Raw genomic sequence first — 12,217 nt, 5'->3', positions numbered from 1 at the left:
GGCATCAGCCCGGTGCATACGGATGAGTGGTTTGCCGAGCGGGTGCGCCAGATGGTGTCGTGGTCGTCGGTGTCGGGGATCTATGTGGAGGATGCGCCGGGGATCCTGACGCCGGAGCGGGCGCGGACGTTGGTGCCGGCGTTGTTGGCGGCGGCGGGGGACACGCCGGTGGAGTTCCATTTCCACAACAACACGGGGATGGGTGCGGTCAACTACATGATCGCGGTGGAGGCGGGGGCGCGGGTGCTGCATACGTGTAGCGAGCCGTTGGCCAATGGGCCGTCGTTGCCCTCGACGGAGCAGACGGTGGAGAACCTGCGCTGGGCGGGGCATGGTCACCGGGTCGATGTGTCGGTGTTGCCGGGGATCGCGGATCACTGCACGCGGATCGCGCAGCAGGAGGGGTGGGCGGTGGGGGTGCCGAGCGAGTACAACACGTTCGCGTATCGGCATCATCTGCCGGGGGGGATGACGGGGACGTTGAAGGCGCAGTTGGCGCAGTACGGGATGGCGGAGCGGTTGACGCAGGTGCTCGAGGAGTGCGTGGTGGTGCGTGAGGAGATGGGGCACCCGGTGTCGGCGACGCCGTTCTCGCAGTTGATCGGGATCCAGTCGGTGCTCAATATCGTGACGGGGGACCGGTGGTCGGTGGTGCCGGATGAGGTGTGCATGTATCTGGGTGGGCATTTCGGGACGCCGCCGGCGCCGGTGAGCCAGGAGGCGAAGGATCGGGCGTTGTCGACGGAGAACGGGCGGCGGTTCGTGGGGTGGCAGCGGCCGCAGCCGTCTTTGGGGGAGTTGCGGGAGCAGTATGGGGGTGGGCACCTGTCGGATGAGGAGTTGTTGTTGCGGTATCTGGTGCCGCGTGAGGACCTGGACCGGGCTCGGGCGGCGGGTCCGGTCAAGCGGGGGTATGACTTCGAGGACCGGATGGGGGTCAAGGACCTGTTGGACCACCTGCTCACCCTCAGACGGCCCCGCCAGGTGTCCGTCTCATCGGCGGGCGAGCACCTGCGCCTGTCGCGCTGAACGGCGAGCACACGGGACGTCATTGAGGAGCAGCGTCATTGAGGAGCAGCGACATTGAGGAGCAGCGACGCATGGGGCGGTTCGAGGGGAAGGTGGCCCTGGTCACCGGGGCAAGTCGGGGCATCGGTTTCGCCGTCGCTCGGCGACTCGTCGCGGAGGGAGCGCGGGTCACCATCACCGGGCGGAAGCCGGAGCCGCTGGCTCGCGCCGCCAGCGAGCTCGGAGGCCCGCAGGTCGCCCTCGACGTCGCCGGGCGCACCGACGACGCCGCACACCAGGACGAGGCGGTAGCCCGGACGCTGGCTGAGTTCGGGTCGCTGGACCTGCTCGTCAACAACACCGGCATCAACCCGGTCTACGGGCCGATGGTCGAGCTGGACCTGGACGCTGCCCGCAAGATCGTCGAGGCCAACTGCCTCGCCGCCCTGTCGTGGGTGCAGCGCGCGCACCGGGCCTGGATGGGGCAGCACGGTGGAGCGGTCGTCAACGTCTCGTCGATCGCGGGACTCAAGCCGGCTCCGGGGATCGGCTTCTACGGCGCGAGCAAGGCGATGCTGAAGCACATGACGGAGGAGCTCGCCGTCGAGCTCGGTCCCGCCATCCGGGTCAACGCGGTGGCTCCCGCGGTCGTCAAGACGCGGTTCGCCGCGGCCCTCTACGAAGGCCGGGAGGCCGAGGTCGCCAGGACCTACCCCCTGCAGCGGCTCGGCGAACCGGAGGACGTCGCCGGGGTGGTCGCCTTCCTGCTCTCGGAGGACTCGAGCTGGGTCACCGGCCAGACGGTCGTGGTGGACGGCGGGCTCACCCTCACGGGCGGGGTCTGACATGCCGACCGGCGGGTTGGGCGTCGTCGTCACCGGTGCGGGTCACGGCATCGGCCGGGCGATCGCCCGTCGAGCGGCCGCGGACGGGGCGCGGGTCGTGGTGAACGACCTCGACGCCGCCGCCGCCCAGCGGGTGGCGCGCGAGGTGGGCGGTCTCGCGGTGCCCGGCGACGCGGCCGGTGACCCGGGCGTGGACGCGCTCGTCACGCGGGCCGCCCTGCACCTCGGCCGGATCGACGTCTACTTCGCCAACGCCGGGGTCGACGTGGGCGGTGGCCTGTCCGCCCCCGAATCCGACTGGGACAGAGCGCTCGAGGTCAACGTGCGAGCCCACGTGCGCGCCGCGCGCCGCCTGATCCCGACGTGGCTGGAGCAGGGCGGCGGTCGCTTCGTGGTCACGGCATCGGCTGCCGGGCTGCTCACCATGCTGGGCAGCGCGCCGTACTCGGTGAGCAAGCACGCGGCCGTGGCCTTCGCGGAGTGGCTCTCGGCCACCTACGGGCACCGTGGGATCGTCGTCCAGGCCCTGTGCCCACAAGGGGTGCGCACGCGCATGCTCGACGACGCCGGCCCCGCCCAGGAGCTGCTCGCGCACGAGCGCGTGCTGGAGCCCGACGACGTGGCCGAGTGCGCGTGGCAGGCGCTGCGGGACGACCGGTTCCTCGTCCTGCCGCATGGGGAGGTCGCGGACTACTACGCGCGCCGAGCCAGTGACACCGACCGCTGGCTCGGCGGCATGCGCAAGCTGCAGATCCGGCTCGACGGGGCCGTGTCATGACGACCGTCCCCGGGATCGACCTCGACCGGCTTACTGGCTACCTCGACTCCGCCGCCCCCCGCCTCCTCGACGGGCCGCTGACCGCTCGCCTCCTCGCGGGCGGCAAGTCCAACCTCACGTATGCCGTCACCTCGGGCGTCCACACGTTCGTGCTGCGGAGGCCACCGCTTGGCCACGTGTTGGAGACGGCCCACGACATGGCGCGCGAGCACCGGGTGATCACGGCCCTGCGGTCCTCCTCGGTGCCGGTCCCGCGAACCCTGCTGCTGTGTGAGGACCCGGACGTGGTCGGGGCGCCGTTCTACCTGATGGACTACGTGGCGGGCACGGCATACCGCTCGGCCGAGTCCCTGCGTCGGCTGGGAGCCGCGCGCACCCAGGCGATCTCCCGCCGTGTCGTCGAGACCCTGGCCCAGCTGCACGCCGTCGACCCCGGTGCGGTGGGGCTGGCCGACTTCGGCCGGCCCGACGGGTTCCTCGCGCGGCAGGTGCGCCGCTGGCGGACCCAGCTGGAGTCGTCGCGAAGCCGCGAGCTGGTCGGGGCGGAGGAGCTGGGTGACGCCTTGGCCGCCTCGGTGCCGCCCCAGGGCCCGCCCGCGGTCGTGCACGGCGACTACCGGGTCGACAACGTGCTCCTCGACGACGACGACCGCGTCGTCGCCGTGCTCGACTGGGAGATGGCCACGCTCGGGGACCCGCTCACCGACGTGGCCCTCATGGTGCTCTACGGCGAGCTGCCCCACATCGACGGGCGGATCGTCGACTCCGCCGCCGCCCCCGGCTTCATGGTCGGCGAACAGCTGCTCGAGGAGTACCGCCGCTGCAGCGGTCGCGCCCTCGACCACATGGGCTTCTACGTCGGACTGGCGGCCTACAAGCTGGCGGTGATCGTCGAGGGCATCCACCTGCGCCACCAGCGCGGCGAGACGACCGGCGAGGGGTTCGAGGGCATCGGTGAGGCCGTCGAACCGCTGCTCGCCTTCGGACAGAGGGCGATGAAGGAGTACTGACACGTGGATTTCGCCTACGACCACCGGACCGAGGAGCTGCGGGAGCGGCTGCTCGGCTTCATGGACGAGCACGTCTATCCCCATGAGCACGAGTTCCGCTCGCAGCTGGACGCGCTGGACGACCCTTGGGCGTGGTCGCGCACACCTCTGATGCGCGAGCTGCGCGAGGCGGCGCGCAGCCGTGGCCTCTGGAACCTCTTCCTCCCCGGCGAGCACGGTGCCGGTCTGACGAACCTGCAGTACGCCCCACTGGCCGAGATCACCGGGCGCAGTGGGCACCTGGCCCCAGCCGCATTGAACTGCGCGGCCCCTGACACCGGCAACATGGAGGTGCTGAGCATGTTCGGCACCGCGGCACAGCGGGAGCAATGGCTCCAGCCTCTGCTCGCCGGCGAGATCCGCTCCGCCTTCGCCATGACCGAGCCGGACGTCGCCTCCTCGGACGCCACCAACATCAGCACGCGCATCGTGCGCGACGGCGACGGCTACGTCATCAGCGGTCGCAAGTGGTGGGCGACCGGGGCGATGAACCCGGACGCGGCGATCTTCATCGTCATGGGGCGCACGGACCCTGAGGCGCCCAGACACCGCCAGCAGTCGATGGTGCTCGTGCCCCGGGACACGCCGGGGGTGGTCGTGAAGCGGGCCCTGCAGGTCTTCGGCTACGACGACCGCGAACACGGCGGGCATGCGGAGATCGAGTTCCAGGACGTGCGGGTGCCGGCCACCAACCTCATCGCCGGGGAGGGCGACGGGTTCGCCATCGCGCAGGCGCGGCTGGGGCCGGGGCGGATCCACCACTGCATGCGGGCCATCGGAGTGGCCGAGCGCGCCGTCGAGCTCATGGTGGACCGGGCGACAGGCCGGACCGCCTTCGGCAGGACCCTCGCCGAGCAGGGGGTCGTGCGGGAATGGGTGGCCGACGCGCGGGTGCGCCTGGAGCAGCTGCGTCTCCTGGTGCTGAAGACCGCCTGGCTGATGGACACGATCGGCAACAAGCAGGCCCAGCGGGAGATCCAGGCGATCAAGGTCGCGACGCCCGAAACGGTCCAGGCCATCCTCGACCGCGCCATCCAGCTGCACGGCGCCGCAGGGCTGTCCCAGGACTTCCCCCTCGCACAGTGGTTCGCCTCGATCCGCACCTTGCGACTGGCAGACGGCCCGGACGAGGTGCATCGCAGGTCACTCGGCCGGGCCGAGCTGCACCGCGAGCGTTGAACGTGGCACGGGCCGCAGCGCGGTAGGATCGTGCCAGCACCGGACCCCGGCCGTGCCCCGTCGCCGGTGGCGCCGCCAGCCCGGCTGGCGCTGGCCACGTGACCGACTGGCCCGCCGTGCCGCCCACGGGCGGCTCGGCAGGCGCGTCGGCCGTCGCACAGGTCCGCGGAGCGGGCGGCGCAGCAGGGCGCCCCCGTGGCCGTGGGGGCTGCGCTCCGGTGTCACCGGTCACGGCGAGCCCGCCGTGCACCCCGTAAGGAGGAGTTCTTGGCTCGTCAAGGCCAGCGCCACCCGGGCGGCACCCGCACCGCCCTTCGGGACCGGCGTCCCGCTCGCGACCGCGAGGGCGGCATCATCCCGGTGCTCGCCCGCACCGTGCGCGAGGTCGAGGCAGCCGCCCAGCGCGGCCCGGTGCGTCCCTCGGGACGAGCCAAGTTCCAGGTCGTCGCCCTGCTCGTGCGCGAGGAGCGCGCCCGCGTCAAGGCGGATTCCACGAGCACCGAGTCCCAACGGGCCGAGCAGCTGAAACGCCTTGACGGGATCGCCACGATCCTCGCCAAGACGGCGGCCCGCGACACGTCCCTCTTGGCCTTGCTCGCCGAGGACGCGGTCGTCTCCGACGCGGCCCGGTCGCTGAGACGCGAGCTGCTGCTCGCGGCCGGCGTCGAGGCGACGCCCGACGAGGAGCCCGCCGCCGAGCCGCAGGGCCCCGGGGGTGCCAGCGAGCGCCGGGTCGTGCCGCAGTCGGTCGTCTCCCGCCAGCTCGCCAACCCCTTCCTCGCCCCGGACTTCTCGATCGCGGCGGCCCGCCGTGCCCGTCACGGGCACCTGGCCGGATGGGAGCTGCTCGGCCCGCTCTTCCGGTCCTTCGAGCAAGCCGGGGCCTCGTCGTGCATGGACCTGCCCGAGCCCACCTCGCTGCGCGCCCCCGGCGGCCTCGAGCTCATGCCGCACCAGGCGCGCGTCGTCGCGGCCGCGGCAGCCGGGCACCGGACCTTCCTGCTCGCCGACGAGCCGGGGCTGGGCAAGACCGCCCAGGCGCTGCTCGCCGCCCAGGCCGCCGACGCCTACCCGCTCCTCGCCGTCGTGCCCAACGTCGTCAAGACCAACTGGGCCCGCGAAGCCGGCCTGTGGACCCCGAGCCACCCGGCCACGGTCATCCACGGCAACGGCGAGAGCATGGACGGCTTCGCCGACATCGTCGTCGTCAACTACGAGGTGCTCGACCGCCACGTCGGGTGGCTCGGTGACCTCGGCTTCCGGGGGATGGTCGTCGACGAGGCGCACTTCATCAAGAACAAGACGTCGCAGCGCTCCCAGCACGTCCTCGAGCTCTCCGAGCGGATCCGCGCCCGCAGGGCCCAGCCGCTGCTCATGGCGCTCACCGGCACCCCCCTCATCAACGACATCGAGGACTTCCGGGCGATCTGGCAGTTCCTCGGCTGGATCGACGAGAAGCAGCCCCGCGCCGCGCTCATGGAGTGCCTGGAGGAGCGTGGCTGGACGCCGGCCGACCCTGCCTTCTACCCCGCGGCCCGGGCGTGCGTGATCGACCTCGGCATCGTGCGTCGACGCAAGGTCGACGTGGCGGCGGACATCCCCGCCCGCCGGATCGCGGACCTGCCGGTCGAGCTCGACGACGAGGCAGGGCGCTCGATCCGGGCCGCCGAGCAGGAGCTCGCCCGCCGCCTCGTGTCGCGCTACGAGGCCGCCCTCGCGGCCCGTGCGGCAGGCCCCCTCGTCGAGGGCATCGACCACGAGCTGGTGCGTCGCGTCGCCACGTGGGAGCGCGAGGACACGAGCACCGCGGCGAGCGACGAGAACGTGTTCAGCATGATGCGCCGCATCGGGCAGGCGAAGGCGGGGCTCGCCGCCGACTATGCCGCCCAGCTGGCCCGCAGCGTCGGCAAGGTCGTCTTCTTCGCCAAGCACGTCGACGTCATGGACGTGGCCGAGGACACCTTCGCCCGGCGCGGCATCCGCTATGCGTCGATCCGGGGCGAGCAGACGCCCAAGTCGCGGCAGCAGAACATCGACGCGTTCCTGACCGACCCGGACGTCGCGATCGTCGTGTGCTCGCTCACGGCGGCGGGGGTGGGCCTCAACCTGCAGGTCGCCTCCAACGTCGTGCTCGCCGAGCTGTCCTGGACCGACGCCGAGCAGACCCAGGCCATCGACCGGGTCCACCGCATCGGGCAGGGGGAGCCGGTGACCGCGTGGCGCATCATCGCCGCCCAGACGATCGACACCAAGATCGCCGAGCTCATCGACAGCAAGGCCGGACTCGCGGCGACTGCGCTCGACGGGTCGGACGCAGGGGTCGCGTCGTCGGCCGACGTGCAGCTCGAGGCGCTCGTCGCGCTCCTGACCCAGGCCCTGTCCGAGTCGAGGTGATCCCGGTGCGGGGCGGCATACGGCATCGCCGCAACCGGCATCACCTCGACCGACCGCGGTCGGTCACGGCGGAGGAGCGCACCGCGATGGCCGCGGAGCTCGACCGCTGTCGGCAGGAGCTTCGGCGCCTCGTCGAGACGACCCCGCCCGACCAGCTCCGGTGGGGCAGCGACGGCACGCGGTGGACCAACGGACAGCTGCTCTTCCACATGGTCTTCGGTTTCCTGGTGGTGCGCCGGCTGCTGCCGCTCGTGCGGCTCGTCTCGCGGCTCCCCGCGCCGCTCGGACGTGGCTTCGCCCGGCTTCTCGACGCCGCGGCCGGGCCGTTCCACGTGGTCAACTACCTCGGGTCCTGTGGCGGCGCGCTGCTCTTCCACGGCGGCCGCCTCGCCTGGCTTGGCGACCGCGTCGTGACCCGGCTGCAGGCCGACCTGCGCGGGGAGACCAGCGAGGGGCTGCGTCGCGGGATGCCGTTCCCCACCCGGTGGGACCCCTACTTCACGGCGTGGATGACCATCGAGGACGTCTACCGCTACCCCGTGCTGCACTTCGACCACCACCGGTCGCAGCTGACGGTTGCTGGCCGCGGCCGCCGGGTGCACCGGGGGCCGGCTGGGTAACGGCAGGGGTGTCCCCGTCCGACAGGAGTATGCCGTGACCGCCGAGACCCCCTCGCCGGATGCCGACCAACGGCCCGACAGGTCGATGCCGTCCCTCCCTCGCCTGCTGATCTTCGACGTCAACGAGACGCTGTCCGACCTGGCCGGTGTCGCCGATCGCTTCGAGGCGGCCGGCGTGCCGCGGCAGCTCGCGAGCACGTGGTTTGCGGGTGTCCTCCGGGACGGTTTCGCCCTGACCGTCACGGGCGACCGCCCCCGCTTCGCCGACCTCGCCGCGTCCTCGCTGACCGCCCTGCTGCGCGGAGTCGTCGACGACCCGGCCTCGGTGCGCGACGACCTCCTGCGCGGCTTCACCGAGGTCGACGTGCATCCGGACGTCGTCGAGGGCGTGCGCGACCTGCAGCGCCTCGGCATCCGGCTGGTCACGCTGAGCAACGGGGCGCGGTCGGTCGCCGAGGGACTGCTCGCCCGCAGCGGTGTCGACGGCTGTTTCGACAGGCTCCTGTCGGTCGAGGAGGCGCCCGCGTGGAAGCCGGCCGCGGCGGCCTACGAGCATGCGTTGACCGAGTGCGACGTGCCCGCCGCCGAGGCCATGCTCGTGGCCGTCCACCCCTGGGACATCCACGGCGCCACGCGCGCCGGCCTGCGGACGGCGTGGGTCAACCGCTCGGGGGCCGACTACCCCGAGACCTTCGCCGCCCCGGACCTGGAGGCGACCTCCATCGTCGACCTCGCCGCCCAGCTCGGCGCGGTCAGCGCCTGACGCGCCGGCAGGTCCCCGCCAGTAGGCGCAGGCGAGCGGGAGTGGGACGCTTGGTGGATGACGCTCACTTGTCCGCGGCCCACCTGCACGCGGACTCCCGGCAAGCAGGTGCTGCCGTGAGCCGCGCCGAGCACGAGGGCCTGTCCATCGGCTACCGCATCTACTACCGGCTCCGGCTCATGGGGCTCTCCTTCTTCGGGCCGGCCCAGCTCGGCGAGGAGAGCGACCCCACCACCCAGCTGCGGGCGGAGCGCGCCGCCAAGGTCGCGGAGGCCCGCGCCCGCAAGCAGAAGCAGCAGGGCAGCGGCTAGCCGTCCGCCGTGAGCCGCTGCCGGCGCGCACGGTCGGTCCGTCCCGCGCCGACCCTTCGCATAGGGTCGAGGGCGTGACGACGATCGACTACCCCCTCGCCGAGCGCACGCTGGACAACGGCCTGCGCGTCATCGTCTCCGAGGACCACACGGTGCCCACGGTCGCGGTCAACCTCTGGGTGGGGGTCGGCTCGCGCCATGAGGCGCCCGGTCGCACGGGCTTCGCCCACCTCTTCGAGCACCTCATGTTCCAGGGCAGCCGCAACGTGGCCTCGGGAGAGCACTTCTCGGCGCTCATGGAGGAGGGTGGCCGGCTCAACGCGACGACGTGGTTCGACCGCACCAACTACTTCGAGACGGTCCCGACGGGCGCGCTCGAGCTCGCGCTCTGGCTCGAGGCGGACCGGCACGGCCACCTCCTCGACGCGGTCAACCAGGAGAACCTCGACAACCAGCGGGACGTCGTCAAGGAGGAGAAGCGACAGCGCTACGACAACGTGCCCTACGGCTCGGCCCTCGTGGACCTCTACGCCACGGCCTTTCCCGAGGGCCACCCCTACCACCACCCGACGATCGGGTCGATGGAGGACCTCGACGCCGCCACGCTGGAGGACGTGCACGCCTTCTTCCGCACCCACTACGGCCCCAACAACACCGTGCTGACGCTCGCCGGGGACGTGACGCCGGAGCGGGGATTCGCCGTCGCCGAGCGGTATCTCGGCCACCTGCCGCCGATCCCGCTGGCGCCGCGACCGCGAGTGCCGCAGCTGCCTCCCATCCTCGGCCCGGTGCGGCTGGACCGCGCCGGGGACGTGCCGAACGACCGGCTCTACGTCGCCTTCCGGCTCCCCGTCGACGCCACCCCCGCGTACCACGCGTGCTCCATCGCCATCGACGTCCTGGGCGGCCTCGCCAGCTCCCGGCTCACCCGCCGGCTCGTGCGCCGGGACCAGACGGCCACGTCGGTCCACGGCTGGACGATGGGGCTCGTGGACGGCGTGAGCCTCGGCGCGCTGACGGTCGACGTCGTGGCGGGCGCCGACGCCGACGACGTCGAGGCGGGGCTGTGCGAGGAGCTGGAGGCCTTCGCGCGCCAGGGGCCGGATGCCGCCGAGCTCGAGTCCGTCGTCGCCGACACCGAGCGCTCGTGGCTCAGCTCCCTGTCGAGCATCGAGGAGCGGGCCGACCACATCAGCCACCACGCGCTGCTCACCGGCGACCCGGCATACGTCAACACGTTTCTCGACCAGGTGCGGGCCGTCACGCCACAGGAGGTGCGGCAGGCCGCCGAGAGGTGGCTGGCCCCGTCGGCGCGCGCGGTCGTGCGCTTCCTCGCCGACTCCTCGGGGGAGGTCGCGGCATGACGCAGGTCGCGCGGCCGACCGTCGCCCCGCCGCCAGACTGGAGCTTTCCGGACGCGACGCGGCACCTGCTCGCGAACGGCCTGACGCTGCTCACCTACGACGTCCCCGGGCAGTACGTCCTGTCGGTGCGGCTCGGACTTCCGGTCTCCCTGCGGGACGAGCCTCGTGACAAGGAGGGCGTGGCGACGATTCTGGCGCGCACGCTCGACGAGGGCACCGCCCGGCACAGCGCCGAGGAGTTCGCCCGGATGCTCGAGCGCAAGGGGGTCTCCTTCGGTGCCGGGCCCTCGGAGTCGGGGCTCTTCCTCGACCTCGACGTCGTCAAGGGCAACCTCGACCCGGCGCTCGACCTGCTGCGCCAGATCCTCACGGAGCCGGCCTTTCCCGAGGCCGAGGTGGCCAGGCACGTCCGCACGCGCCTGGCCGAGATCGAGCAGGAGCGCGCCGTAGCCGCGCACCGGGCGAGCCTGGAGTTCGTCCGGACCTTCTACGCGCCCTCGGACCGCTGGTCCCGCCCCACCGGCGGCTCCGCCGAAACGGTCGCGACGATCACGCGGGACGACGTCGCGGCGCTTCACCGCGAACACGTCGTGGCCGCGGGGGCGACGATGGCGGTCGCCGGCGACCTGGGCGGGCTCGACGTGCGGGCGATGGTCGAGGCGTGGCTCGGCGCCTGGCCGGCCGGTCCCCGGGCGCGGGAGTCCTTCCTCACCGCCTCGGCGGCGCTGTCCGACGAGCGGGCCCGCATCGTGCTCGTCGACCGGCCGGGGTCCGTCCAGAGCGAGCTGCTCGTCGGGTGTCCCGGACCGGACCGGTCCGTCGACGGTGGCTGGGCGCCGTATCCCGTCATCGGCTTCGTCCTCGGAGGCGCGCCCAACAGCCGGATCGACGCGGTGCTCCGCGAGGACAAGGGCTACACCTACGGCATCCGCTCGAGCTTCCGGCCCCGACGGTCGGGCGGGATGTTCCTCACCTCCGGATCCGTGCGCGCCGACTCGACAGCCGAGTCGCTCCGGCTCCTCGTGGACATCCTGGTCAGCCCGGCGAGAGGCTTCTCGGACAAGGAGATCCGCGCCGGGGTGGACTTCATCCGCAAGACGGCCCCCGGGCGCTACGCGACGGCGGACGCCATCGCGGACGAGGCGGTGGCGATGGCGCTCGACGGGCGCACGACGAAGTTCACGACGGACAACCTGCGCGATCTCGCCACCGTGGACCGGGCCCGGGTGGAGGCGGCCTACGCTCGCTTTGCCGCCGCGGCCGGCGTCGCCGGTGCACCGGAGGCGCCCGGTGCGGGGTGGACCATCGTCGTCGTCGGCGACGCGGCCGAGCACCGGGAGGCCGTCGAGGCGCTCGGCCTCGGCCCCGTCACGGTGGTCGCGGAGGACTGACGTTGCCGGGCGCGGTAGGTCTTATCGTCACGTGTCAGCGGAATGTGCCGCGGAGGGCGGCATACCGCCCGCGTCGGCACATCGCAGCGACCGGCGCACCGATCGCGGGCACGCTCGCACCCACCGGGTCACGGGCGGGAGGCCGCCCGTGTGCCGAGGCGCGAGAGCACGACGTCATGCAGCAGTCCGTTGGTCGCCACCGCGTCGCCGCTCCAGCAGCCCGGCCTGCCGTCGAGCCCGGTGAACCGGCCGCCGGCCTCCTCCACCACGGGCACGAGGGCGGCCATGTCGTGCAGGGCGAGGTCGGGCTCCGTCGCGATGTCGACGGCCCCCTCGGCGAGGAGCATGTAGGACCAGAAGTCGCCGTAGGCCCGCGTGCGCCAGCAGTCGTCGAGCAGGCCGAGGAAGGCGTCGTAGCGGCCCCGGTCGCGCCAGCCGTCGAGCGACGAGTACGACACCGACGCGTCGGCGAGCCGGGAGACGCGCGACACCGACAGGCGCCGGGCCGACGTCAG

At 72.6% G+C, this 12,217-nt stretch carries 11 protein-coding genes and 1 pseudogene; 11 read left to right on the top strand and 1 reads right to left on the bottom strand.

All coding sequences use genetic code 11. The features are described from left to right. The 11 genes and pseudogenes from VFJ94_RS15420 to VFJ94_RS15370 all read left to right on the top strand — a co-directional run. Window positions 1-1,029 (top strand): annotated as a pseudogene (locus VFJ94_RS15420) (hypothetical protein); the annotation flags it as partial. A gap of 71 nt (window positions 1,030-1,100) precedes the next feature. Next, a complete protein-coding gene (locus VFJ94_RS15415) occupies window positions 1,101-1,853 on the top strand; it encodes an SDR family oxidoreductase (protein WP_325005111.1) in 753 nt (250 codons plus the stop codon). 1 nt (window position 1,854) lies between these two features. Next, window positions 1,855-2,631, top strand: coding sequence for an SDR family oxidoreductase (locus VFJ94_RS15410; RefSeq protein WP_325005109.1), 777 nt, complete (start codon window positions 1,855-1,857; stop codon window positions 2,629-2,631). Next, entirely contained in the window at window positions 2,628-3,641 is a 1,014-nt protein-coding gene (locus VFJ94_RS15405; RefSeq protein ID WP_325005108.1) for a phosphotransferase family protein, read from the top strand. The genes VFJ94_RS15410 and VFJ94_RS15405 overlap by 4 nt, the downstream gene beginning before the upstream one ends. Before the next feature lie 3 nt (window positions 3,642-3,644). Next, window positions 3,645-4,859 (top strand): acyl-CoA dehydrogenase family protein, encoded by a 1,215-nt coding sequence (locus VFJ94_RS15400; protein ID WP_325005107.1) that lies wholly within the window; start codon window positions 3,645-3,647, stop codon window positions 4,857-4,859. A gap of 267 nt (window positions 4,860-5,126) precedes the next feature. Next, complete coding sequence (locus VFJ94_RS15395) at window positions 5,127-7,253, top strand: DEAD/DEAH box helicase (protein ID WP_414654623.1); 2,127 nt, start codon at window positions 5,127-5,129, stop codon at window positions 7,251-7,253. After that, window positions 7,250-7,873: a DinB family protein gene (locus VFJ94_RS15390; RefSeq protein WP_325005106.1), complete on the top strand. Its 624-nt coding sequence runs from the start codon at window positions 7,250-7,252 to the stop codon at window positions 7,871-7,873. The genes VFJ94_RS15395 and VFJ94_RS15390 overlap by 4 nt, the downstream gene beginning before the upstream one ends. A 34-nt stretch (window positions 7,874-7,907) precedes the next feature. Then, window positions 7,908-8,636, top strand: a complete 729-nt coding sequence (locus VFJ94_RS15385) for a haloacid dehalogenase type II (protein WP_325005105.1) — start codon at window positions 7,908-7,910, stop codon at window positions 8,634-8,636. A 116-nt stretch (window positions 8,637-8,752) separates the two neighbouring features. Further along, window positions 8,753-8,947 carry a hypothetical protein gene (locus tag VFJ94_RS15380; RefSeq protein WP_325005104.1) on the top strand — a complete coding sequence of 65 codons (195 nt, stop codon included), beginning with the start codon at window positions 8,753-8,755 and terminating at the stop codon, window positions 8,945-8,947. A 74-nt stretch (window positions 8,948-9,021) separates the two neighbouring features. Further along, window positions 9,022-10,311, top strand: a complete 1,290-nt coding sequence (locus VFJ94_RS15375; protein WP_325005103.1) for a pitrilysin family protein — start codon at window positions 9,022-9,024, stop codon at window positions 10,309-10,311. Continuing rightward, window positions 10,308-11,702: a pitrilysin family protein gene (locus tag VFJ94_RS15370; RefSeq protein WP_325005102.1), complete on the top strand. Its 1,395-nt coding sequence runs from the start codon at window positions 10,308-10,310 to the stop codon at window positions 11,700-11,702. The genes VFJ94_RS15375 and VFJ94_RS15370 overlap by 4 nt, the downstream gene beginning before the upstream one ends. A gap of 128 nt (window positions 11,703-11,830) precedes the next feature. Here the strand turns inward: VFJ94_RS15370 and VFJ94_RS15365 are convergent. Further along, on the bottom strand, window positions 11,831-12,217 hold a 387-nt coding region (locus VFJ94_RS15365), incomplete at its 5' end, for an inositol monophosphatase family protein (protein ID WP_325005101.1).

It is taken from the genome of Intrasporangium sp., assembly GCF_035688975.1.
Classification (GTDB): domain Bacteria; phylum Actinomycetota; class Actinomycetes; order Actinomycetales; family Dermatophilaceae; genus CALMNV01.
The sequence above is the reverse complement of the archived record's forward strand: the minus strand, read 5'-3'. Positions and strand labels throughout refer to the sequence as shown.